The 21,857-nt window shown below is 72.4% G+C and carries 23 protein-coding genes; 13 read left to right on the forward strand and 10 right to left on the reverse strand.

The features are described 5' to 3' along the window. The first annotated feature begins 6 nt into the window (after positions 1–6). Entirely contained in the window at positions 7–813 is an 807-nt protein-coding gene (locus ACQPZO_RS14500) for a polyprenol monophosphomannose synthase (protein ID WP_433350565.1), read from the forward strand. Positions 814–867: 54 nt separating this feature from the next. Beyond that, positions 868–1,392, forward strand: a complete 525-nt coding sequence (locus ACQPZO_RS14505; protein ID WP_433350567.1) for an FxsA family protein — start codon at positions 868–870, stop codon at positions 1,390–1,392. Between the two features lie 102 nt (positions 1,393–1,494). Here ACQPZO_RS14505 and ACQPZO_RS14510 read toward each other — a convergent pair whose 3' ends face one another. Then, positions 1,495–1,836, reverse strand: coding sequence for an RNA polymerase-binding protein RbpA (locus ACQPZO_RS14510; protein WP_007460094.1), 342 nt, complete (start codon positions 1,834–1,836; stop codon positions 1,495–1,497). 242 nt (positions 1,837–2,078) lie between these two features. Between ACQPZO_RS14510 and ACQPZO_RS14515 the strand changes: the two genes are divergently transcribed. Continuing rightward, positions 2,079–3,560: a peptide MFS transporter gene (locus tag ACQPZO_RS14515; RefSeq protein ID WP_433350570.1), complete on the forward strand. Its 1,482-nt coding sequence runs from the start codon at positions 2,079–2,081 to the stop codon at positions 3,558–3,560. Positions 3,561–3,575: 15 nt separating this feature from the next. Here the strand turns inward: ACQPZO_RS14515 and ACQPZO_RS14520 are convergent, their stop codons facing one another. Together ACQPZO_RS14520 and ACQPZO_RS14525 are read right to left on the reverse strand one after the other, a co-directional pair. After that, positions 3,576–4,718: a hypothetical protein gene (locus ACQPZO_RS14520; RefSeq protein ID WP_433350571.1), complete on the reverse strand. Its 1,143-nt coding sequence runs from the start codon at positions 4,716–4,718 to the stop codon at positions 3,576–3,578. 55 nt (positions 4,719–4,773) lie between these two features. Beyond that, the gene (locus ACQPZO_RS14525) at positions 4,774–6,123 is read right to left on the reverse strand and encodes an MFS transporter (protein ID WP_433350572.1); all 1,350 of its coding nucleotides are present in this window, start codon (positions 6,121–6,123) and stop codon (positions 4,774–4,776) included. A 79-nt stretch (positions 6,124–6,202) separates the two neighbouring features. Between ACQPZO_RS14525 and ACQPZO_RS14530 the strand changes: the two genes are divergently transcribed. The 6 genes from ACQPZO_RS14530 (at position 6,203) to ACQPZO_RS14555 (ending at position 12,753) form a co-directional block, all read left to right on the forward strand. Continuing rightward, positions 6,203–6,844, forward strand: a complete 642-nt coding sequence (locus ACQPZO_RS14530; RefSeq protein ID WP_433350991.1) for a TetR family transcriptional regulator — start codon at positions 6,203–6,205, stop codon at positions 6,842–6,844. 62 nt (positions 6,845–6,906) lie between these two features. Beyond that, a complete protein-coding gene (locus ACQPZO_RS14535; RefSeq protein ID WP_433350574.1) occupies positions 6,907–8,223 on the forward strand; it encodes a flavin-containing monooxygenase in 1,317 nt (438 codons plus the stop codon). Next, complete coding sequence (locus ACQPZO_RS14540; RefSeq protein ID WP_433350576.1) at positions 8,220–9,044, forward strand: SDR family NAD(P)-dependent oxidoreductase; 825 nt, start codon at positions 8,220–8,222, stop codon at positions 9,042–9,044. Before ACQPZO_RS14535 ends, ACQPZO_RS14540 begins: the two co-directional genes overlap by 4 nt. A gap of 125 nt (positions 9,045–9,169) precedes the next feature. Continuing rightward, entirely contained in the window at positions 9,170–9,745 is a 576-nt protein-coding gene (locus ACQPZO_RS14545) for a GNAT family N-acetyltransferase (RefSeq protein ID WP_433350578.1), read from the forward strand. Positions 9,746–9,821: 76 nt separating this feature from the next. Continuing rightward, positions 9,822–10,289, forward strand: coding sequence for a DUF1992 domain-containing protein (locus tag ACQPZO_RS14550; protein WP_433350580.1), 468 nt, complete (start codon positions 9,822–9,824; stop codon positions 10,287–10,289). 133 nt (positions 10,290–10,422) lie between these two features. Beyond that, the gene (locus ACQPZO_RS14555; RefSeq protein WP_433350582.1) at positions 10,423–12,753 is read left to right on the forward strand and encodes a glycosyl hydrolase family 18 protein; all 2,331 of its coding nucleotides are present in this window, start codon (positions 10,423–10,425) and stop codon (positions 12,751–12,753) included. 109 nt (positions 12,754–12,862) lie between these two features. Here ACQPZO_RS14555 and rox read toward each other — a convergent pair whose 3' ends face one another. The 3 genes from rox to ACQPZO_RS14570 form a co-directional block, all read right to left on the reverse strand. Beyond that, positions 12,863–14,290 (reverse strand): rifampin monooxygenase, encoded by a 1,428-nt coding sequence (gene rox / locus ACQPZO_RS14560; protein WP_433350584.1) that lies wholly within the window; start codon positions 14,288–14,290, stop codon positions 12,863–12,865. 341 nt (positions 14,291–14,631) lie between these two features. Continuing rightward, on the reverse strand, positions 14,632–14,784 hold the full coding sequence (locus ACQPZO_RS14565; protein WP_433350586.1) for a hypothetical protein: 153 nt from the start codon (positions 14,782–14,784) through the stop codon (positions 14,632–14,634). 28 nt (positions 14,785–14,812) lie between these two features. After that, a complete protein-coding gene (locus ACQPZO_RS14570) occupies positions 14,813–15,148 on the reverse strand; it encodes a serine hydrolase (protein WP_433350992.1) in 336 nt (111 codons plus the stop codon). 47 nt (positions 15,149–15,195) lie between these two features. On the opposite strand from ACQPZO_RS14570, the gene ACQPZO_RS14575 reads away from it, so the two are divergent. The 4 genes from ACQPZO_RS14575 (at position 15,196) to ACQPZO_RS14590 (ending at position 18,513) form a co-directional block, all read left to right on the forward strand. Further along, positions 15,196–15,930 carry a class I SAM-dependent methyltransferase gene (locus ACQPZO_RS14575; RefSeq protein ID WP_433350587.1) on the forward strand — a complete coding sequence of 245 codons (735 nt, stop codon included), beginning with the start codon at positions 15,196–15,198 and terminating at the stop codon, positions 15,928–15,930. A 143-nt stretch (positions 15,931–16,073) separates the two neighbouring features. After that, on the forward strand, positions 16,074–16,394 hold the full coding sequence (locus ACQPZO_RS14580; RefSeq protein WP_433350994.1) for a PadR family transcriptional regulator: 321 nt from the start codon (positions 16,074–16,076) through the stop codon (positions 16,392–16,394). Beyond that, complete coding sequence (locus ACQPZO_RS14585) at positions 16,394–17,479, forward strand: hypothetical protein (protein ID WP_433350589.1); 1,086 nt, start codon at positions 16,394–16,396, stop codon at positions 17,477–17,479. The genes ACQPZO_RS14580 and ACQPZO_RS14585 overlap by 1 nt, the downstream gene beginning before the upstream one ends. A 461-nt stretch (positions 17,480–17,940) precedes the next feature. Beyond that, complete coding sequence (locus ACQPZO_RS14590) at positions 17,941–18,513, forward strand: PH domain-containing protein (protein ID WP_433350591.1); 573 nt, start codon at positions 17,941–17,943, stop codon at positions 18,511–18,513. A gap of 661 nt (positions 18,514–19,174) precedes the next feature. On the opposite strand, the gene ACQPZO_RS14595 is transcribed toward ACQPZO_RS14590, so the two are convergent. From ACQPZO_RS14595 to ACQPZO_RS14610, 4 genes are all read right to left on the reverse strand, one after another. Further along, on the reverse strand, positions 19,175–20,410 hold the full coding sequence (locus tag ACQPZO_RS14595) for an RNA polymerase sigma factor (RefSeq protein ID WP_433350593.1): 1,236 nt from the start codon (positions 20,408–20,410) through the stop codon (positions 19,175–19,177). Then, complete coding sequence (locus tag ACQPZO_RS14600) at positions 20,407–20,730, reverse strand: YciI family protein (protein WP_433350595.1); 324 nt, start codon at positions 20,728–20,730, stop codon at positions 20,407–20,409. Before ACQPZO_RS14600 ends, ACQPZO_RS14595 begins: the two co-directional genes overlap by 4 nt. A 53-nt stretch (positions 20,731–20,783) precedes the next feature. Then, the gene (locus ACQPZO_RS14605; protein ID WP_433350597.1) at positions 20,784–21,392 is read right to left on the reverse strand and encodes a dihydrofolate reductase family protein; all 609 of its coding nucleotides are present in this window, start codon (positions 21,390–21,392) and stop codon (positions 20,784–20,786) included. A 123-nt stretch (positions 21,393–21,515) separates the two neighbouring features. After that, positions 21,516–21,770 (reverse strand): hypothetical protein, encoded by a 255-nt coding sequence (locus ACQPZO_RS14610; RefSeq protein WP_433350598.1) that lies wholly within the window; start codon positions 21,768–21,770, stop codon positions 21,516–21,518. Between the last annotated feature and the right edge of the window lie 87 nt (positions 21,771–21,857).

A 21,857-nucleotide genomic window follows, 5' to 3' on the forward strand; every position in this document is an offset into this window, starting at 1 on the left:
GGAACGGTGAGCGGAGCGGTGGGTGTGCGGCCGCAGGTGCGGCGGCCGGGGTTGGGGCGGGTGTTGGTGGTCATCCCCACCTACAACGAGGCGGACAACGTGTCGCCGATCGTGGCGCGGGTCCGCGCCGCCGCTCCGGACGTGGACGTGCTGATCGCCGACGACAACAGCCCCGACGGTACGGGGGCGATCGCCGACGCGCTCGCCGCCACCGACGCCCGGGTGCGGGTGTTGCACCGGCCGGGTAAGCAGGGCCTCGGTGCCGCCTACCTGGCGGGGTTCGGGTGGGCCCGGGAGCGCGGCTACGACGCGGTGGTGGAGATGGACGCCGACGGTTCCCACGCCCCGGAGGACCTGCCGCGGTTGCTGGCTGCCGCCGGGGACGCCGACGTGGTGATCGGTTCCCGCTGGTGCCGGGGCGCGAAGGTGGTGGACTGGCCGCTGCGGCGGCTGCTGCTGTCGCGGTGCGGGAACCTGTATGCGCGGGTGGCGTTGGGGATGCCGGTGGCTGACGCGACCGGCGGGTACCGGGTGTACCGGTTGGCGGCGTTGGACGCGGTGGACCTGGGGTCGGTGTGTTCGCAGGGCTACTCGTTCCAGGTGGAGTTGTCGCGGCTGGCGCATCGGGCGGGGGCGCGGATCGTGGAGGTGCCGATCACGTTCGCCGAGCGGGAGCGGGGGGCGAGCAAGATGAGCCCGGTGATCGTCGCGGAGGCGTTGTGGCGGATCAGCGTGTGGGCGGTGCAGGACCGGCGGGCGGCGTGGCGGCGTGTGGTGCACGGTGCCCGTGGTGGTCAGGCGCGGTGGCCGTGACCGGCGGCGTGTCATGCTTGAACGGCGGGATGTCGGAACGGCCGATGGGGTGAGATGCGCCGAGGACTGAAATTCGCGCCGGTGGCGGCGCTGCTGGCGGTGCTGCTGGAGCTGGCGGTGTTCGTCGGGGTCGGCCGGCTGGTCGGGTTCGGGTCGGCGGTGCTGTTGGTGTTCGCGGCGTCGCTGCTGGGGCTGGTGCTGCTGCGGCGTGAGGGTATGCGGGCGTGGCGGGGTTTCCGGGCGGCGGCGCAGGCGGGTCAGCCGCCCGGCCCGCAGGTCACCGACGGGCTGGTGGGGTTGTTGGGGGCGTTGCTGCTGGCGGTGCCGGGCCTGGTCAGTGGTGTGGTGGGGGCGTTGCTGCTGGTGCCGCCGGTGCGGCGGCTCACCCGGGCGGGGGTGCGGCGGGCCGCGGAGCGGCGGGTGTCGTCGATGGTCGCCGGTGACCTGTTCGGGCCGCGGGTGGTGCGGGTGCGCCGTGGTGCGGCGCAGCCCACCCCGTCCGACGAGGCGCCGGTCGAGCCGACGGTGGTCGACGGTGGCCGGGCCATCGAGGGGGAGATCGTCGAACCCGGCCGTTGATGGTTGACGCGCGGGAAGCGTCGGGCTTGGGCGGGACATGCGCAAACGCCCCCGGAGAGTGATCTCCGGGGGCGTTTGCGCTGCGCTGTTCGGGGCCGGTGTTCAGGCGCGGCCGCGGCGGGTGCGGACCTCCTGCAGCCGTTCGGCGAGGATGTCCTCCAGTTCGGCGATGGAGCGGCGCTCCAGCAGCATGTCCCAGTGGGTGCGCGGCGGCTTGGCCTTCTTCTGCTCCGGCTCGTTGCCGTCGACCAGCCGGGCGACGCTGCCGTCGAACTTGCATTCCCAGGTGGTGGGGACCTCAGCGTCGACGGCGAACGGCACCTCGAACTGGTGGCCCTTGGCGCAGAGGTACTCGCGGGTCTGACGCGGCGCGAGCTCCGTGTTGCGGTCGGATTCGTAGCTGACCGCGCCCAGACGGCTTCCGCGCAGCATACGCTCGCCCATGATCGACTTCCCCTCGCTCGTGGTGCTGGTCTTCTCGTGTAACGGTCCGTGCCGGCCGGGCCATTCCCCGCCCTGGCGGGCCGGAACCCGCCCACCCGGTGGGGCGCGGCACGGCCGTCGCCCCGCAAGGGTAGCCGGACAGGACATGCACCCGGCGGGGTCGCCCCGGCCGGGTCGAGTCGGTGGGAGTGTTTCGGCGGTTTACGGGGATGTTACCGAACCCCAGCCGTGCGGAGGTGTCGATGTCGAGTGACGCGCCGGTCGACCACCGGCCGCCCACCGGCCGGACCTTCTTCGGCCACCCCCGCGCCCTGGCCACCCTGTTCCTCACCGAGATGTGGGAGCGGTTCAGCTTCTACGGCATGCGGGCGATCCTGGTGCTGTATTTGACCGCCGCGGTCGCCGACGACGGCGGCGGTCTGCGCCAGTCCACCGCCACCGCCGTGTACGGCGCGTACAACGCGATGGTGTACCTGATGGCGCTGCCCGGCGGGTGGGTCGCCGACCGGCTCCTCGGCGCCCGCCGCAGCGTGCTGTGGGGCGGTGTGACCATCGCCTGCGGCCACTACGTGATGGCGATCCCGGTGGGCTGGAGCGTCTTCGCCGGCATGGCGCTGATCGTCGTCGGCACCGGGCTGCTCAAACCCAACATCTCCACCATGGTCGGCGACCTGTACGACCGGGACTCCCCGCGCCGTGACGCCGGGTTCTCCCTGTTCTACATGGGCATCAACTTGGGTGGCTTCGTCGCCCCGCTGATCACCGGTTTCCTCGGCGAGCGGATCAACTGGCACCTGGGGTTCGCCGTCGCCGCCGTCGGCATGACCTTCGGGGTGATCCAGTACGTGATCGGCGGGCGGCACCTCGGCGACGCCGGCGCCCGCCCCGCCGACCCGCTGCTCGGCGCCGACCGCCGCCGCGCGCTGACCCGCGTCGGGGTGGTCGCCGGCGCGTTGGCGGTGGTTCTGGCCGCCCTGGCCGTCGCCGGGCTGTTCACCGTCGACACCATGGTCAACCTGCTCACCGCCGCCACCGTGCTGGTCACCGTCGGATACTTCACGCGGATCCTCACCGACCGGGAACTGAGCGGCACCGAACGCAGCCGGATGAAGGCGTACGTGTGGCTGTTCGTGTTCGCCGCCTCGTTCTGGCTCATCTACGACCAGGCCGGGTCGGTGCTGAACATCTTCGCCGCCGACCGCACCGACCGGGACGTGTTGGGGTTCACCTTCCCCGCGTCCTGGCTCCAGTCGGTCAACCCGATCCTGATCATCATCGGGGCGCCCCTGTTCGCGTGGCTGTGGCTGCGGCTGGGCCACCGGGTCTCCACCCCGGTGAAGTTCGCCGTCGGCCTGGTGCTCAACGGCCTGTCCTTCGTGTTGATGGCCGCCGCCGCGCAGGCCGCCGTCGGCGGTGACCTGGTCTCCCCGTGGTGGCTGGTGGCGGTCTTCGCCATCCAGGTCGCCGGGGAGTTGTCGCTGAGCCCGGTGGGCCTGTCGGCCACCTCGAAACTCGCCCCGGTGAAGTACGCCAGCCAGATGATGGGCCTGTGGTTCCTGGCCACCGCCGTCGGTGACGCCATCGGCGGTCAGGTGGCCCGGCTCGCCGAGGCGTGGCCGGAGCCGACGTACTTCCTCGTCTTCGGCGTGGCGTCGGTGCTGCTGGGCCTCGGCGCGGTGATGTTCTCCCGGCACATCCGCCGGCTGATGGTCGGCATCCACTGAAAGGTCAGGGACACGTCAGCGTGGTGCGGCACCGAGCCGGGCCAGTGCGGCGGCCAGGTCGCTGACCTGGTCGACGAGCTGCGCCGAGCGCCGCTGCGCGGCGTCCCGGTCGGCCTCGGCCGCGCCGAGGCGGGCCTCCAGCTCACCGAGGCGACCCTGCACGGCAGCCGTCGCCTCCCGGGCCGCGGCCAACTGGCCGGCGACGGCGTCGCGGGCCGCGTCGGCCTCGGCCAGCCGCGCCGACAGCGCCGCGGCTTCCTGTCGGGACGCCGTCGCCGCGGCGTGCGCCTGCTCGGCGGCGCGGCGCGCCTCGCCGGCGTCGGCGCGCAGCCGGTCGGTCTCCTCACGGGCCCGGGTGGCCTCGACCCGCGCCGCCTCGGCTGCCTCCGCGGAGCGCCGCGCGTCGGCGCGGGTCCGCTCGGCGTCGGCGTCGGCCTGCCCGGCCCGCCGCCGTGCCTCGTCCGCCGCGTCGGCAGCGCGCCGCGCGTCGGCGGCGGCGGTGTCCCGCTCGGCGGTCAGGTCGGCGGCCCGCCGTCGTTCGTCGTCACGTTCGCCGGTCACCGTACGCAGCTCGTGCCGGGCGGCGTCGCGGTCCCGTTCGGCCTGTACCCGTAGCGCCTGCGCCGCCCCGTTGTCGCGGCGCGCGGAGTCCCGGGCCACCTCGGCGGCGTCGGCCCGCTCCCGGCCCCGGGCCGCGTCGGCCTCGGCCCGTTCGGTCCGTTCGCGGGCGGCGTCGGTTTCGGCTGCGGCCGTGCGGGCCTCCTGACGGGCCCGGGCGGCGCCCGCCGCCGCGTCCTCGGCGTCGCGGCGCGCCTCGTCGCGTTCGGTGTGTGCCTGGGCCAGCTCGGCGGCGGTCTCGGCGCGTAGTTGCGCCAGCTGCCGCTCCACCCCCGCCGGGGACAGCTCGGCGTGCAGCGCCTCGGTGAGGGTCTCCACCACCTGGTCGAGCCGGTCCACGGCCTCCCAGGTGCGGGCGACCTGCCCGGGCAGGCCCGGGGCGTTGCGGTGCCGCATCCGGTTGTTGCGTGAGGCCCGCTGGCAGGCGCCGTCGTTGTCCCGGCAGTAGCGGAACGGCCGGCCCGCGCCGGCGCGCTGTGGCACGTCCCGGGCGCAGTGCGCGCAGGGGCGGGTCTCGGTGGGGGAGGGCTGGGCGTCCATCGAGGCGGAAGTCTAGCCACGCCGCCCGCCCGGCCGTGGGGGCCGGGTGGGCGGGTCAGCCGGCGGCGCGGGCCGCGCCGTCGATGGTGTAGCGGCGCTGCGCCAGCACCGCGGCGAGCATCAGCGCGGCCGGCAGCAACCCGAATCCGTAGCGGATCGCGGTCAGCGCCGCGCCGGGCTGGGTGACCGGCTCGCCGCCGGCCGAGGCGACGAACCCGCCGGCGGCCAGGCACAGCGCGTACGCGTAGGGGCCCAACGCCGCGCCGGTGGCCTCGGTGGCCGTCCACACCCCGGTGTAGGTGCCCGCGCCGGTGGCGCCCGCGGCGCGGATGACGTCGGGCACCATCGCGAACGGCAGCAGCTGCATCCCGGCGAACGACACCCCGAGCACCGCCACCGCCGCGACCAGCACCGGCAGGCCCGCCGGTCGACCCACGGCGAGCACCAGCGATCCGGCGGCGAACGCGCCCTGCGCGGCCAGCAGCGCCCGCTGTTTGCCGACCCGCCGGGCCACCGCCAGCCAGCCGGGGGTGACCAGCAGCGCCGGGGCGACGAACGCCGCGACCAGCACGGTGGTCAGCGCGGGACGGCCCAGCTCGTACTCGGCGTAGTAGGGCACCCCGGCGAGCACCAGGTGCGTGGTGGTCGACATCGCCAGGTACGCGGCGACCAGCCGGCGGAACTGCCTGTCGCGCAGTGCCGCGACCAGGGCCCGCCACCCGCCCGGGGCGTGGCCGTCGCCTGACGTCCCGGCGGCCCGGCGCAGCCGGCCGATGCCCGCCATACCGACCAGCATCGCCGCGAGGGTGCCCACGCCCAGCAGCAGTCCCATCCGCTGGTAGCCGGCCCGCGTCGCCGTGTCCCCGCCGGTCAGCAGCGGCGCCAGCAGGCCGGCGACCAGGATCCCGGCGGTGAGCACCACCATCCGGAACGCCATCAGCCGGGTCCGCTCGTGGTAGCCGATCCGCAGGTCGGCCGGGGTGGCCAGGTAGGGCACCTGGTAGGCGGCGAAGAGCAGGTTCCCGGCGACGAAGCACACCGCCACCCAGCCCGCCGCCGGCGCACCGGTGAGCCCGCCGGGGACGGCGAACAGCGCGGCGAACGCCACCGGCAGCAGGCAGCCGACCAGCAGCAGGGGTCGCCGGTGGCCGCGGCGGGCCTGCTGCACGTCGCAGCGGTGCCCCACCCACGGGTGCAGCAGCACGTCGGCGACCTTCGGCGCCAGCAGCGTCAGGCCGGCCAGCCACGGCGCCACGGCGAGGACGTCGGTGAGGAAGTACAGCAGCAGCAACCCGGGTACGGTGACCCAGACGCCCATGCCGAGCGAGCCGGTGGCGAAGCCGAGCAGCGGCCCGCGCGGCAGGCGGGTGCCCCGTGCGCGGTCGCGGGTGTCGAGCCCGGTCATTGGTCTGCGTCCCTCCGGCGGCACGCCGCCCCCAATCCAACGGTTGCTGGATTGTAGGGGGACAATGGCGGCCGTGACCATGCCCCGACGGCGACCGGGTCGGCCCCGGCGTTCCGACACCCGCGACACCCGCGAGGTGGTGCTGACCGCCGCCACCGCACTGTTCGCCGCCCGCGGCGTCGACGCCGTCGGGCTGCGGGAGGTCGCCGCGGCCGCCGGCGTCGACGTGGCCACGGTCTCCCACCACACGGGTACGAAGGCGCAGCTCTACGACGCCTGCTTCGCCCGGGTGTTCGCCGCCGAGCGGGCGGTGCTGGAGGCCGGGGCGGCGCGCGCCCGCGAAGCCCTCGACGCCGGGCCGCAGCAGGCCCGGCGCGCCCTGCACGACCTGCTCGACGTGTTCGTCGACTTCCTGGAGGACCGGCCGGAGACCACGGCGCTGTGGCTGCGCCGCTGGCTGGAGCCGGACCGGCACGCCGAGCTGGACCAGCGCTACGCCACGCCCCTGTACGACCTGGTGGAGGAGTTGCTGGCCGCTGCCGCGGCCGGCGGGGCACTGGTCGAGCCGACCCCGCACGTCACGGTGCGCAGCCTGGTGTGGGCGGTGCACGCGCACGTCGTGGCGCTGGCCACCCCCGGGGGGTCACCGGCACGGGAGCGGCGGGAGTTCCGGGCGTTTCTGCGCCGCCTGCTCGACGCCCTGTACGGCCCGCCGGCTTGACGACCGGGCCCCGCCCCGCGCATTATCCGGCAGGCGTTGGATTAACTGTCGAGGGGGACCGCATGGGGGCACCGCCACGGGTCGCGGTCGTCGGCGCCGGCGCCGCCGGCCTGGCCACCCTCAAGGCCCTCGCCGACGTCGGCATCACCGCCGTGGCCTACGAGGCCGCCGACACCGTCGGCGGCCTGTGGGTGTACGGGGCCCCCGACTCGCCCGCCTACCGCACCCTGCACCTGAACACCAGCAGGACCCGCACCCAGTTCGCCGACCACCCCATGCCGGCGCACTGGCCCGACTACCCCGACCACACCCGGGTCGCCGGCTACCTGCACGACTACGCGCGACGCTTCGGGCTGCTCGACGCCGTCGCGCTGCGGCACACCGTCACCCACGTCGCCCCCGGCGCCGACGGCCGCTGGACGGTACGGGCCACCGGCCCGGACGGCCCCGTCGAGGTCGACGTGGAGGCGGTCGTCGTCGCCAACGGCCACAACCGGGTGCCCCGCCCACCCGAGCCCGGCTACCCGGGCGACTGCGCCGCCGAACAGCTGCACAGCCACGACTACCGGGGCCCCGAGCAGCTCACCGGCAGACGGGTCCTGGTCGTCGGCGGCGGCAACTCCGCGATGGACATCGCCGTGGACGCCTCCCACGCCGCCCAACGCACCCTGCTGTCCCTGCGCCGGGGGGTGTGGGTGGTGCCCAAGTACCTGCTCGGCCGCCCGGCGGACACCCTCAACGGGGCGCTCGCGCGCCGGCTGCCCTGGCGGCTGCGCCAGCGGATCAGCCAGGGCATGCTCGCCGCCACCGTCGGCCCACCGCCCCGTTACGGCCTGCCCGCCCCCACCCACGGCTTCCTGCAGGACCACCCCACCCTCTCCGACACCCTGCTGTCCCGGCTCACCCACGGCGCCGTCGAGGTCCGCCCCGGCATCGCCGCCTTCCACGGCGACCGGGTCGAGTTCACCGACGGCCGCGTCGACGAGGTCGACCTCGTCGTGTGGTGCACCGGCTACCGCGTCGCCGTGGACTTCCTCGACCCGGCGCTGCTCGGCGCCGGCCCCGACACCCTCCCGCTGTACCGGCACGTGTTCCACCTCGACGCCCCCGGCCTGGCATTCGTCGGGCTCATGCAGTCCACCGGAGCCGCGTTCCCCCTGGTCGAGGCGCAGGCCCGGCTCGTCGCCGCGCACCTGGCCGGCCGGTACGCCCTGCCCGACGCGGACCGGCGGCGGGCCGCCTGCCGCGCCGAACTGCGCGCCGCCACCGCCCGGTGGGGGCAGCGCCGACCGGCGATGCGGGTCGACTTCGACGTGTACCTGGCCGACCTGCGCCGGGAACTGGCCGCCGGCGTCCGCCGGGCCCGGACGACGCGATGAGCGCCCTGACCGGCCGCCGGGTCGTCATCACCGGCGCCCGGGGCACCTTCGGACGTGAGCTGTGCGCGGCCCTGGCCGCCGCCGATGCCCGTGTCATCGGCCTCGACCTGTACCCCGGCACCACCGCCGGAGTGCCGGTGCTCGGCGTCGACCTGACCGACCCGGACGCCACGACCGCGGCCGTGCGCGCCGCCGTCGCCCGGCTCGGCGGCCTCGACCTGTTGGTCAACAACGCCGGCGTCGGCGGCCCCGCCCCCGCCGAACTGGCTCCCGACGACACCGTGCGCCAGCAGATCGAGGTGAATCTGCTCGCCGCGTGGCGGACCACCGCAGCCGCCCTGCCCGCCCTCGTCGACGCCCGCGGCCGGGTGATCTTCGTGGCCAGCCGGATGGCGGTCCTGCCGCTACCCCTCGCGGCCGCGTACGGGGTCAGCAAGCGCGCCCTCGTCGCGTACGCCGACGCGCTGCGGCTGGAGGTCGGCACCCACGTCGGGGTCAGCGTCGTCTACCCCAGCATGGTCGCCTCTCCCATCCACGACAGCACCGTCCGCGCCGGACTGTCCCTCGACGGGGTGTCCCGGCGGGAACCCGTCGAGGGCGTCGTCGCCGCGATCCTGCGCGCCGCCACCGCCCGCCGTGCCCCCCGCGACGTTTCCACCACCGCCCGGGGACGCCTCGAGCTGGCCCTGGCCCGGCACGCGCCCGCGCTCGCCGACCGCCTCGTGCGGCGCACCGTCGCCGGCCGGGTCGCCGCCGGTGACCTCGACGGCGCGCCGCTGGCAGAGGGCCTCGTCCGCCGCCACCGCGACACCACCGGCTGACCGGCGCGGCGATCCGGGTCGGGCGCAGGCCGGCTCGACGACGCCGTCGGGCCCGCGCGCCAGCAACACCGTGGGCGGCCCGACGGGGGCAGCACCCGACCCATGCGATGGGCGACACTACGGGGATGTCGGTCCTGCTGCGGGCTCCCGCGACCGCCCACCGCCCCGAGCTGCTGCTCCGCCCGTGGTGCGACGCGGACATCGCCGAGCTGATCGAGGTCTACCGCGACCCGGAGCTGCGCCGCTGGGTGCGCCGCCCCATCGACGACGTCAACGGCGCCCGGCGGTGGGTGACCCGCAGCCGGCAGGGCTGGGCCGCCGGCAGCCGGTTCAGCTTCGCGGTACTGGAGCCGCGACCCGCCGCCGCGGACCGGCTCGTCGCCACGGTGGTGCTCAAGGAGGTCCTGCCCGGCCGCGAACAGGCCGAGGTGGGCTACTGGACGGCCGCCTGGGCGCGCGGGCGCGGCGTCGCGCCCCGGGCCGTGGAGGCGGTCACCGGCTGGGCGTTCACCCGGTTCGCCGCGACCGGGCTGGCCCGGCTGGAACTGCTGCACCAGGTCGACAACCTGGCCTCGTGCCGGGTGGCGGAGAAGAGCGGCTACCTGTTGCAGGAGGTCGTGCCGGCCCGCGCGCCGTTTCCCCGCGACGGGCACCGGCACGTCCGCGGGGCGCCGCCGGCCCCACGCCGCGCCCAGGCCTGACGGGCGGGAATGCCCTGCGGCGACGCGACGCTGCCCCAGACGGCAGAGGTTACGGTGGGTGCGGGAGGTGGCGACGGTGACCGACAGGTGGGAAGCGGCGGCCGAGGCGCAGATCCGCACCGCCCAGGAGCGCGGGGAGTTCGACAACCTGCCCGGCATGGGCAAGCCGCTGACGGGACGAAACACCCCCTACGACGAGTCGTGGTGGATCAAGAGCTTCCTGGAGCGCGAGGCGCTGCCCGCCGACCTGCTGCTGCCCACCCCGCTGCAACTGCGCCGCCGGATCGAGCGGATCCCCGACGAGGTGCGGGACCTGCCCACCGAGCAGGCCGTGCGGGCGTACGTGGGCGACCTCAACGCACAGGTCCTCGCCTGGCTGCGCAACCCGACCGGTCCGCAGATCGTCGTCCGGCCCGCCAACGCCGACGAGGTGATCCGGCAGTGGCGCGCCGCCCGGGACCGGCCCCAGGCGGAGACCGACCCCGCACCCCAGCCACGGCGAAGCCGCCGGAGCTGGGTGCGGCCCTGGCGCCGCCGGCACTGACGCCGGCGGTGCCCATCGATCACCTCCCTCGGGCCTACGACCCAGAGGGCGATGCCCGCTCCGCGGTGACTACCTTGACTTATCGATCGCTGCCGATTTAACTTTTAGGAAAGTTTCCTAAAAGGAGGATGCCATGGGCGGTCGAACCGGTCCGCGAAGATCCACCCGCCTGCCGCTGGCCGTCACGGTCCTGCTGGCCGTGGTCGGCGCCATCGTCGCGCCATCGAGTGCGGCCTATGCTGCCGCCGGTCTCACCGCCACCTTCTCCTCGTCCGACAACGGATCGTGGCGGATGGACAAGTACGTCATCAGCAACCCGACGACGACCGCGGTCTCCGGGTGGACCCTCGAGTTCGACCTGCCGGCCGCAGTGACCATGGGCAACGCCTACCACGGCACCGTCACCCGGGTCGGCGACCACGTCACGGTCGTCAACGCGCACTACAACGGCACCGTCGCGGCCGGTGGCAGCACCGAGCCGTACAGCTTCTGGTTCATCGCGACGGGAACGCCCGCCACGCCGACGAACTGCCGGGTCAACGGGAACAAGTGCGACGGCAGCCCCGACCGGGCACCGGGCACGCCGACCGGCCTCGCGGTCAGCGGGCGGACCACCAAGACCATGTCGCTGACCTGGACCGCCGCCACCGCCACCGACTTCCCGATCGCGGGGTACGACGTGCTGCGCGGCGGGACCGTCGTCGCGTCGGTCACCGGCACCGCGGCGACCGTCGGCGGGCTGACGCCGAACACCCCGTACACCTTCGCCGTCGTGGCCAAGGACACCCGCGGCAACACCTCGCCGGCGAGCGCCGCCGTGTCGGCCACCACACTCAACCCGGCCGACGACACCGCCGCCCCGCCGGCACCCGGCGGCCTGCGCAGCACCGCCGTGACCGCCAACAGCGTCACGCTCGCGTGGAACGCCGTCTACGACGCCAGCGGCATCGCCGGGTACGACGTCTACCGCGGCACCCAGCTCGCCGCCACGGTCAACGGCACGGGCACCAGCATCACCGTCGGCGGACTCACCGCACTGACCGCGTACACCTTCACCGTCCGCGCCCGCGACACCTACGACAACGTCTCGCCCGCCAGCGCGCCGGTGACCGTCACCACCGACGACGTGATGGGCGCCGGCCGGTACGCCAAGGTCGGCTACTTCGTCCAATGGGGAATCTACGGCCGGCAGTACTTCGTGAAGAACCTCGACACGTCCGGCGCCGCAGCGAAGCTGACCCACATCAACTACTCCTTCGCCAACCTCGACCCGGTGAACCTGACCTGCCTGCAAGGCGTCACCCGGGGCACCACCCAGAACCCGCAGGACCCCGACCAGGGCACCGGCGCGGGCGACGCCGACGCCGACTACGGCCGACCGTTCAGCGCGGCGCAGTCGGTGGACGGCGTGGCCGACACCGGCTGGGAAAAGCTGCGCGGCAACTTCAACCAGCTCAAGAAGCTCAAGGCCAAGCACCCGCACCTGAAGATCATGATCTCGCTCGGCGGATGGACGTACTCCAAGTTCTTCTCCGACGCCGCGGCGACCCCCGCGAGCCGGGAGAAGCTGGTCCGCTCGTGCCTGGACATCTACCTGCGGGGCAACCTGCCGGTAGCCGGCAACTCCGGCGGGCCGGGCACCGCGGCCGGCATCTTCGACGGCATCGACCTCGACTGGGAGTGGCCCGGCGCCGAAGGGCACCCCGGCAACCACTGGGGGCCGCAGGACAAGGCCAACAACACGGCGCTGCTCGCCGAGTTCCGCCGACAGATGGACGGACTCAGCGCCACCACCGGCAAGCGGTACCTGCTGACCGCGTTCACCCCGGCCGATCCGGCGAAGATCGACGCGGGGTGGGACATCAGCCGCACCGACGGCACGCCGAGCGTCTTCGACTACCTCGACTTCGCCAACGTGCAGGGGTACGACTTCCACGGCGCCGGCAGCGACAACTCGTGGGAGCCGAACCGCACCGGACACCAGGGCAACCTGTACCGCGACGCGCAGGACCCGTACCCGTTCGAGTTCAGCGTCGAACGCGCCGTGCGCACGTACACCGCCGCCGGGGTCAACCCGCGCCAGCTCACCGTCGGCTTCGCCTTCTACGGCCGAGGCTGGCAGGGGGTCGCCGCCGGCGGCTCGGCCAACGGGGAGTGGCAGACCGCCACCGGGGCGGCACCCGGCCAGTTCGCCGAGGAGGCAGGCACCCGCGGGTACGCCAACCTGCTCGCGATGGTGCCCGGCTGCACCGTGCACCACGACACCCAGTCGGTCTCGTCGTCCTGCTTCACCGGCAACGGCGGGCAGTGGTGGACCTTCGACGACCCGTGGTCGATCGGCCAGAAGACCACCTGGGCCAAGCAGCAGAACCTGCTCGGCGGCATGATCTGGGAGATGTCCGGCGACACCACCGCCGGCACCCTGATGTCGGCGGTGGACACCGGCCTGCCGTCACCACGCTGACACCGACCCGGGGGCGGCGGGGCCATCGCGCCGCCGCCCCCGACGTCGCGGGTGTGCAGCAGGGTCGTCGGCGACGTGGCCCGCCCCTTTTCGAGCCACAGTTGCGCGCTCAGCTGACGGCAGCGCCGAACCACTTGGGCAGGTGGCTGAGCAGATCCTGCTGGTCTTCACCGACCCACGCCACGTGGCCGTCCGGCCGCAGCAGCACGGCGGGCAACTCCAGTTCCTCGCTGACGTCGACGACGTGGTCGACCCGATCCGCCCAACCCGCCACCGAGAGCCGGCCGGTCTGGTCGAGCAGCAGCCCTCGGCCGCCGTGCATCAGCTCGTAGAGGCGCCCCCGCTTCAGCCCCACGTCCCGCAGCCGCCGGCCGAGCAGCTCATGCCCCTCGCCGAAGTCGTAGCGGACCCCGATCGCGGTGATCTTCTCGGTCAGGTACCGGTTCACGTCGTCGAAGTCCAACAGTTCCGCCACCAGCCGGCGCACTGCCCGGGGACCCGGCTCGGTGGACAGCAGTTCCATCTGCGCACGGGTGTTGTCCAGCACGTCGGCGGCCACCGGGCGCCGTTCGGTGTGGTAGCTGTCCAGCAGCCCCTCCGGTGCCCAGCCGTTGACCGCGGCGGCCAGTTTCCAGCCCAGGTTGAACGCGTCCTGGATGCCGAGGTTGAGCCCCTGCCCGCCCAACGGCGGGTGGACGTGCGCCGCGTCGCCGGCCAGCAGCACCCGGCCGACCCGGTAGCGCTCGGCCAGCCGGGTGGCGTCGCCGAAGCGGGAGAGCCAGCGCGGTGAGTGCACGCCGAAGTCGGTGCCGGCGTGGACCCGCAGCTGTTGCTTGAACTCCTCAAGGGTCGGTGGGACCGTACGGTCCTCGGCCACCCCCTCGGCGGGCACGACGACGCGGTACGCCCCGTCCGCGAGGGGCCCGGCGCCGAACCGCAGTTGCGTCTTGCGGACCTCGGCCACCACGGCGGCCAGCGTCTCCGGCGGCACGGCTACCTCCATCTCGCCCAGCAGCGTGTCGACCCTGGTGGGCTCACCGGGGAAGCCGACGCCGAGCAGCTTGCGCACCGTGCTCCGGCCGCCGTCGCAGCCGACGAGGTAGCGCGAGCGCAACTGCGTGCCGTCGGCCAGCTCGACGGTCACCCCGTGGTCGTCCTGGCTCAGCCCGACCAGTTCACAGCCACGCCGGATCTCGACGCCGACCTCGATGGCGTGCTCGGCCAGCAGGCGATCGGTGATGGTCTGCGGGATGCCGAGGACGTACGGATGCGCGGTGTCCAGCCGGCCCGGCGACGGCTTGGGGATGCCGGCGAAGAAACCACCGACCGGGTACTGCTGGCCGAGCGCGAGGAACCGCTCCAGCAGACCGCGTTGGTCCATCACCTCGATGCTGCGCGCGTGCAGGCCGAGCGCGCGGACATACCTGGCCGGCTCCGTCTCCTTTTCCAGCACGAGCGCGTGCACGCCGTGCAGCCGCAACTCGCTGGCCAGCATCAAGCCGGTCGGTCCGCCGCCAGCAATGATGACGTCAATCATGGAAACCCCCCAATGAACAAGCCTGCATTTCGGCCAGTCGCCCCGCGCAGTCCGGTGGCGTGGGCACCAGCACCTCCGCGCCGAGTGCCCGCACCGCGAGTCCCACCAGCGGTTCGACGTCCCGCGAGAACCCAGACGTCAACCAGAGGGAACGTATTTCGCGAATACCTGATTTCCGCAGGTTCTGGCTTCGGCTGGAGATTCTGCGGCACGACCCGGGTCTTGCCGCAAGGCCCCCAGTGCGCTATATATTGAGAGTGGCAAGGAGTGGATAATCTCCTTGCCTTTACCTTTGTCGGCCCGCTGTGGACGGACCTGATCGACCTGCTGTGGGTGGGGAACTACCGCCGCGGAGTGCGAACGAGCATCGTCAGCCGGCTGACGACGACCGCGATGCCAGCGGCTGACGCCGCCGCGAGCAGCAGCGTGAAGGTGGGGTAGAGGTAGGCGGTCTGAAGCCAGGAGATGTCACGGCCGCGGTAAAGGAAGCTCACCACACGGTCAAGGGCCAGGATGGTGATGTCAATCCAGACCAGGGACGTGTTGGGGCGCGACGGGACGCGCCCCGATGGCCTGGGCGTCGCGGTGCAGAGTCCCGGTGTTGGCCATCACCGCGATGCCGTACCCACTGCCGGGCAGGATGGCCTGGTAGGCGGTGAACGTCATCATGTCGCCGTCGTGTTCGATCAGCGGTGCGCCGGATCCGGTGGTGTCGCTCTGCCAGCCCAGCCCAGCCCGTAGTCGTCGGCGGATGGGTGCTGCATGTCGTCGACAGCGTCGGCAGAGACGACCGGCGTGCCGTCGGGGCCGCGGCCGTGGTTGCTCTGGCAGATGAGCCAGGCTGTGATGTGAAGCGATCCACTTCGCTCTTGCCTGGCCGCCTCGCCGCCGGGTTGGCTCGGGGCATGGCGCTCATCGCGTACGACAAGGCCGACGCCGCTGCCTTCGAGGCGACCCGTCATCTGGGCGACGACGCGCTCGGCGCGTGGCGTGAAGCGATCACCCGGTACCTGGATCCGCAGCCGGGCATGCGCCTGCTCGACCTCGGCTGCGACACCGGAAGCTGGTCACAGGCTTTCCGTGCGTGGTGGCCCGCCACCGACGTGCTCGCCGTCGAACCGTCCGCCGCAATGCGTGAGCGCGCCGTCGTCCCGTCGGTTCTCGCCGGCGACGCCGCCGACATCCCGGCCGACGACGCGAGCATCGACGCGGTCTGGCTCTCCACCGTCGTCCACCACATCCCCGACCTGCCCGCCGCAGCCCGTGAAATCCGCCGCGTCCTGAAACCCGGCACCCCGGTCCTGATCCGTTCCGCGTTCCCTGGCCGCCACGAGGGCATCACCCTGTGCCGCTTCTGGCCCGAAGCCATCACCGCGCTGAACGACAACTACCCGACCGTGGCCACCATCGAGGCCGCGTTCGCCACCGCGGGCTTCACCACCGTCGGACTCGAGCCGGTCGCGCAGATCTCCGCACCCTGCCTGCAGGAGGCCGCCACCGGACTACGCCGCGAGGCGCACACCCTGTTGCAGCTGATCAGCGATGACGCTTATGCGAAAGGCGCCGAACGGCTCCGCGCCGCCGCGCGGACCGCAACGGGCCCGTTGATCGATGTCCTCGATCTGCTGGTACTGCACTGACAGCCCGAGCACCGGCTGGCCGTGACAGCAGGCCCATTCCTGCGGACCCCTGCACGCGACCGCCACACGTTCCCGGTCGAGCTGCCGGCAAGGAACCTTTGACGATAGATTGATCACCTACATATGATCGCGGTGTGAAGCCGATGCGTGAACCGACGTTCCTCATCCTCACCGCGCTCGCCGGAGCCCCTCGCCACGGGTACGGCATCGTCCAGGAGGTCGAGACGCTCTCCGAAGGGCGGGTCAACCTCCTCACCGGCACGCTCTACACCGCGCTCGACAGGCTGACCGCCGAAGGGCTCGTGGAACACGACCGCGACGAGGAGGTCGACGGCCGGGTGCGCCACTACTACCGGCTCACCGCGCGAGGGCTGACGGCCCTGACGGTCGAGACGGCCCGGCTGCGCCAGCTCACCGGCGCGGCCGAGGCCCGGCTGCGCGCCCTCCGCCCGGGCATCGTCTGATGACGGGGCCGCTCGCCCGGCGGTACCGCCGGCTGCTCTTCTGCTACCCGCGCGCCCACCGCCGCGACGAACTGCTCGCCACCCTGATCGAGGCGACCCCGCCCGGGCGCACCCGGCCGACGGTGCGTGAGGCCGCCAACCTGATCCGGCACGGGCTGCGGGCCCGCCTCGGCCGCCCCGCCAGCCGCACCGTCGCCGCCTGGGCGGTCCTGGCCGCGATCATCAGCGGGGTCTCCGCCGCCGCGTTCGCCACCCGCGCCGGCTGGGAGACGGCCGAACCGCTGCCCCGGGCCGCGCAGACCCGGGCCATGCTCGCGGAAGTCCTGCCCGGGCAGGACTTCCGCGGCATCGAGGACGCGCCGGCCATGTTCGTCATCTACGGCCAGCCGCTCAGCTGGGCTGCCGCCAACGACATGCTGTTCGGCGACGGCGCCGAATACGCGCTGGATGGCGTGGGCGGCGCCGTCGACGGCGTCCCGGACCAGTCGCCGCAGGAGACGCTCGACCTGACCCGGCAGCGGCTGCGGGAAACCGGGTGGACGATGTACAGGCCGATCGTGCGCAACATGTACGAGTGCATCGGGCCGCCGTGTGATCCGTCGGCGATTCCGACGGACACCACCCTCGTCGCGCAGCGCGGGAACACCACGCTGACGATCCAGGTGAACTCCGAGTCCACCACGGACAGCACGTTTCTCACGGCGACCTTCCAACGCGCGACGCCGCCGGCCGTCTACCCGTTCGCGGTCGTCGGCGGTTTCGCGGGCGCGGTCGTGGCCTTCCTGCTGTTCGGCTGGGCAAGCCGCCGCACCGACGGGCGGCGGCTAAGGGGCGGGGTCGTCACGACCCTGTTCGGTGCGACCATGGTCCTGTGGTGGGTGCCGACCCTGCTCGCGGTACCACTGACGGCGCAGCACCATCTCGACGAACCGCATCCGTCGTGGCACCCGATGTGGGAATGGCTGGGCCAGCCGACGTTCTCGCTGCTCTTCGTCGTCGGTGGCGGCTGCGCCCTGCTCGGCCTGGCGCTGGCCGCACTCCCACGCTCGCGCGCAGAGGCAGTGCCCACGACCGCCCCGTCGTGAGTGGAACCGCCGAGGCCGCACCCACGGCTGTTCTTCTGCGTCGACGTCGAAGACCAGGAGGGGCCCGGGGCGGCGGCGAGTGCCACGCCGGCCGAGGCCTGCTGCACCGATGGTCCGCGCGGCCTTCTAGAAGCTCAAGATCAATCTCGCCGATACTGGCTGTTCCCTTGGTCCCTATGGCCGGGCTTCTGCTGGGCAGGCTGTTCGTCGCGGCGGCTTTCGCGAGCGGCCCGGCGGTCCGCTGGGCCGAACGCCAGTCCAATCCTCCCGGAGCCGGTCGTGCGAATTCCGCTTCGCCCTCGTGTGGCGTCGTGGACGCGACGTCAGGTGGAAGTGCTGCTGCAGTTAAGTGGCCCGGTCGCGCAGCGGCGCCGGCAGCGCGGCGTCCGAGATGAGCTGAATCATGACGTCCGTGGGAGCGTCCACAGGCTAGCCTGCGGGCCATGCGGAGATGGCGGCGGATGGATCCCTGGGGGGCCCGGCAGGTATTTACCGGGTTGATGGTGCTGGTCGGGTCGAACCTGGTCGTGCTGCTGATGGTCGTTGTCGGACGTGAGCTGGCCGAGGGTGGGGTCGAGGCGCGGTCCGCCCTCGGCATGGCCGGCGCGCTCCTTTTCGGCGGGCTCTGGTTGACCATGGCTGTCCGGTTCCATCTGGCCGGGATCTACGTCAATGATCGGGGGGTGCGGTTGCGGCATGTCTTTTCTACCCGGACTCTGCGTTGGTCGGAGGTGACCGGTTTCGAGGTGCGGCCCGCACTACTCCTTGGCGGACCCACCGTGCGGGACGCCTGTTGGGTCCGCACCGCCGACGGCGCGTTCGAGGCCCCGGTGCAGCGGAAATCCAGAAAGGCGGGCTGGCGAAAGGACAACGGACCGGTCCTTGCCACGACGGACTTCGAGGGGATGCTCGCCCGGCTCGACGCCGTCTGCCCGGACGCCACCATCCACGCGTTCGAGCCGGTGCCGTCCGAGCGGGCTACCTGTCAGCACGCCGCAGCTCAGCTCGACGGCGGGGGAGTCGTGTCGCGGTAGACGTCGGCCAGCGCTCACGTGTCGGTTAGGCCAGCTTCATAGCCGGCGGTCACCAGCTGTGCTCGAGCATGGGCTGCCAGCCAGTTCGGTCAGCGAATCCCGATGTAGGTCTCCAGGGTGGGCTACTGATAGTCGCGGCCCCTAGGCCCCGCCCGAGCCCGGCGTACTGGGAAACGTCACAGCGCGATACACCCCAGACACTGACGCCCCGCCACCACCCTGAGGTATTTACTGAATTACCGGTAAAGATAATCCGGTAATAGGCATGGGCAAAACGGGCAAAAAGTTCGCGCATCATAATGACAGTTATTGTGCGTAAGGAATTGGGATGGTGCACGCCGCCCGGAAACAGCCAAGTCGGCGCGGGCCTCTAAGCCGCGTCGAGCGGGGGCTGGACAGGGCCTTGGTGGCTTCGTGGACGGCGGCGAGGCCGGGTTTGACGTAGCGCTGCGCGACCGTAGGGATTTGTGTCCGGTCTTGGCCACGATGACGTTGGCCTCGCCGAGGTGGGTGGCCGAGGAGTGCCGGATCTGGTGCAGCCATCAGAAGCTGAACGACCTCATGCGGGCATTAGGCCGATCTGATTGCGATCACCGGGGCATCGTCTGCGCGCCCGGGGTCGGCCGCCGCTGCGCGGGGTTTCGATCGGGATCCGTGGGCGCTACCGCAGTTGGTCGCGTCGGCGGGTCAGGTTGGCAATCTCGGCGGTGTTGCCGGCCAGCTCGATGGCCCGGTCGTAGGCCGCGCGTGACTGCTGACTTCGGCCCAGCCGGCGCAGCAGGTCGGCGCGGGCGGCGTGGTAGGCGTGGTAGCCGGCCAACGCGCCGTCCAGACGGTTGACGGCCGCCAGTGCCACCTCCGGGCCGTCGATCTCGGCGACCGCGATGGCCCGATTGAGGGCGATGACCGGCGAGGAGTCGAGGCGGACGAGCTGGTCGTAGAGGGCGAGGACCTGCGACCAGTCGGTGTCGCGCATGTCGCGGGCGGAGGTGTGCACGGCGTTGATCGCCGCGAGGATCTGGTAGCGACCCGGAGCCACCCCGGCGGCGGCAGCGGCGAGGCGCTCGCGCACCAGCCGGTGGCCCTCGGCGATCAGCGCCGCGTCCCAGGCCCCACGGTCCTGCTCGTCGAGAGCGACCAGTTCGCCGCTGGCCGAGACCCGGGCGGGGCGGCGGGCCTCGATGAGCAGCATCAGCGCCAGCAGCCCGGCCACCTCGCCGTCGTCCGGCAGGAGGGCACGGATCAGGTGGGTGAGCCGGATCGCCTCGGCGGTCAGGTCGTGTCGTACGGGGTCGGTGTCGGGGCCGCTGGCCAGGTAGCCCTCGTTGAAGACGAGGAACAGGACGGCGAGTACGCCGGAGACACGAGCCGGCAGATCGCCGGCGGACGGCATCCGATAGGGGATGCGCGCCGCCTTGATCTTGGCCTTCGCGCGGGTGATGCGCTGCTCCATGGCACTGTCGGCCACCAGGAAGGCACGGGCGATCTCGGGCACGGTCAGGCCGCCGAGCATGCGCAGCGTCAGCGCCACGCGGGCCTCCATCGCCAGCGCCGGGTGGCAGCAGGTGAAGATCAGCCGGAGCCGGTCGTCGTCGATGGCGCCGAGAGGCTCGGGTGGCGTGTTGTCGTGCAGCATCTGAGCCTCCTTGTGCTTGTCGTCGCGCTTGTTCTCGCGCCGGATCCGGTCGATGGCCTTGCGGTTGGCGGTGGTGGTCAGCCACCCGCCGGGGTTGGGAGGTACGCCGTCGGCCCGCCACCGCTCGACGGCGGTCGCGAACGCCTCGGCGGCCGCCTCCTCGGCGATGTCGAGGTCGCCGAAGCGCCTGGCCAGGGCGGCGACCACCCGGGCCCACTCCTCGTGGTGGGCCCGGGTGTTCGCCTCCTCGACGTCGCTCACTGGAACGGCCGCACCTCGATCTTCCGATCGCAGACCTTCGACGCCTCGGTGGCGAGCTTGAGCGCCACATCCAGATCGGGGACCTCCCACACCCAGACGCCGGCGAGGTACTCCTTCGACTCCACGAAAGGCCCGTCGCTGAACACCGCCTGCTCGCCCCGGTTGTCGATGACCGTGGCCGCGTCGGTGTCCGCGAGTCCGCCCGCGAAAACCCAGTAGCCCTCGGCGATCAGTCGTTCGTTGAACGCGCTGATGGCAGGCTGCCTGTCCGTGCTGCCGGGATTGCTCTTGTCATCGATCACGGAAACCAGGTACTGCATCTGAAGATCATCTCCTCTGGGGTCAAGACAGCGTGGTTCGGTGGTCAGGGACTTCAAGCCGTCGCATACCGCGGGCGCCCGGCCGGCCGGTAGACCTGGATCGACACGCCCTTCGAGTCGACCCGCGACTCGACCAGGTCGAGCGCAAGATCCGGACCGGTCTCCGGGAACAGCCTCGCGCCCAGGCCAACGATCACCGGGATCACGATCAGTGTCATCTCATCGACCAGATCGTTGGCCAGCAGCCACCGGGTCAGGGCGCCGCTCCCGTGCACCTGCAGCTCACCCCCGGGCTTGGCCTTCAGCTCGCTGATGGCCGCCGCGAGGTCACCGCGGAGAACGGTCGTGTCCTCCCAACGCGGCGCGGTGAGCGTGGTCGAGGCAACGTACTTGGGGGCCTCGTTCAAGGCCACGCCGATGGGATGTGCGCGCATCTGGCCGATCGATCCCCAGGAGCCGGCGAACAACTCGTAGGTGCGCCGGCCGAACAGGAACGCCTCGGCCCGCTGGTAGGTCTGCGTGATGAACGCCCTGGTCCCGTCGTCGCCCTTCCCCAGGGCCCATCCGCCGCGCTCGAACCCATTCGGGTGGTCGTCCGTGGGGGCGCCGTTGTTCTGCATGACTCCATCAATGGAGATCTGGGTCATGGTCGTCAGCTTCATGATCGCGGTCCCTTGCCTGGACGCCGCCCCTTGTGGGCGGCCTCACCCCTGCTACGAACACCACCGCCCCGATCCGACACCCCCTCCCGTACTTCTTTGAAGAACTTTCCGGGACGCCGGTCGTCATCGCTCCGACAGCAACAGTTTCGCGGCGACGGCGCTCCACTTCCTCGAGCGCGCCCAGTGGGGACAAGCTCTTGGACCAGATCGATCGCGAAGATCCGGACCAGTGGTGGCGGGCGTCGAACGGCTCGGGCGCGAGGGCAACTCGTCGGTGGTGTAGCCGCCGAAGCGCTGGATGCGGGCGGTCAGGCCGAGCACGGCGTCGGCTTCGATGGAGGCGCCGTTGCTGATGAGGAGATCGCCAGGCTCGATCATCCGTGCAGACGGCCTCGGCAATCGCCAACAGCTGCCAGCACCAGCGGCGTCTCATAAGACCCGTCCTCGAACGCGGCCGCAACGCCG

Source organism: Micromonospora sp. CA-111912 (assembly GCF_050948415.1).
Classification (GTDB): Bacteria; Actinomycetota; Actinomycetes; order Mycobacteriales; family Micromonosporaceae; genus Micromonospora.

Bases quoted from the DNA above. Each gene is read 5' to 3' on its own strand.
- ACQPZO_RS14540 (WP_433350576.1), top strand. From the start codon at position 8,220: ATGAGCGCCCTGACCGGCCGCCGGGTCGTCATCACCGGCGCCCGGGGC.
- ACQPZO_RS14545 (WP_433350578.1), top strand. From the start codon at position 9,170: ATGTCGGTCCTGCTGCGGGCTCCCGCGACCGCCCACCGCCCCGAGCTG.
- ACQPZO_RS14520 (WP_433350571.1), bottom strand. From the start codon at position 4,718: ATGGACGCCCAGCCCTCCCCCACCGAGACCCGCCCCTGCGCGCACTGC.
- ACQPZO_RS14515 (WP_433350570.1), top strand. From the start codon at position 2,079: ATGTCGAGTGACGCGCCGGTCGACCACCGGCCGCCCACCGGCCGGACC.
- ACQPZO_RS14535 (WP_433350574.1), top strand. From the start codon at position 6,907: ATGGGGGCACCGCCACGGGTCGCGGTCGTCGGCGCCGGCGCCGCCGGC.
- ACQPZO_RS14525 (WP_433350572.1), bottom strand. From the start codon at position 6,123: ATGACCGGGCTCGACACCCGCGACCGCGCACGGGGCACCCGCCTGCCG.
- ACQPZO_RS14590 (WP_433350591.1), top strand. From the start codon at position 17,941: ATGGATCCCTGGGGGGCCCGGCAGGTATTTACCGGGTTGATGGTGCTG.
- ACQPZO_RS14505 (WP_433350567.1), top strand. From the start codon at position 868: ATGCGCCGAGGACTGAAATTCGCGCCGGTGGCGGCGCTGCTGGCGGTG.
- ACQPZO_RS14580 (WP_433350994.1), top strand. From the start codon at position 16,074: ATGCGTGAACCGACGTTCCTCATCCTCACCGCGCTCGCCGGAGCCCCT.
- ACQPZO_RS14555 (WP_433350582.1), top strand. From the start codon at position 10,423: ATGGGCGGTCGAACCGGTCCGCGAAGATCCACCCGCCTGCCGCTGGCC.
- ACQPZO_RS14585 (WP_433350589.1), top strand. From the start codon at position 16,394: ATGACGGGGCCGCTCGCCCGGCGGTACCGCCGGCTGCTCTTCTGCTAC.
- rox (WP_433350584.1), bottom strand. From the start codon at position 14,290: ATGATTGACGTCATCATTGCTGGCGGCGGACCGACCGGCTTGATGCTG.
- ACQPZO_RS14605 (WP_433350597.1), bottom strand. From the start codon at position 21,392: ATGAAGCTGACGACCATGACCCAGATCTCCATTGATGGAGTCATGCAG.
- ACQPZO_RS14610 (WP_433350598.1), bottom strand. From the start codon at position 21,770: ATGATCGAGCCTGGCGATCTCCTCATCAGCAACGGCGCCTCCATCGAA.
- ACQPZO_RS14510 (WP_007460094.1), bottom strand. From the start codon at position 1,836: ATGGGCGAGCGTATGCTGCGCGGAAGCCGTCTGGGCGCGGTCAGCTAC.
- ACQPZO_RS14575 (WP_433350587.1), top strand. From the start codon at position 15,196: ATGGCGCTCATCGCGTACGACAAGGCCGACGCCGCTGCCTTCGAGGCG.
- ACQPZO_RS14530 (WP_433350991.1), top strand. From the start codon at position 6,203: ATGCCCCGACGGCGACCGGGTCGGCCCCGGCGTTCCGACACCCGCGAC.
- ACQPZO_RS14600 (WP_433350595.1), bottom strand. From the start codon at position 20,730: ATGCAGTACCTGGTTTCCGTGATCGATGACAAGAGCAATCCCGGCAGC.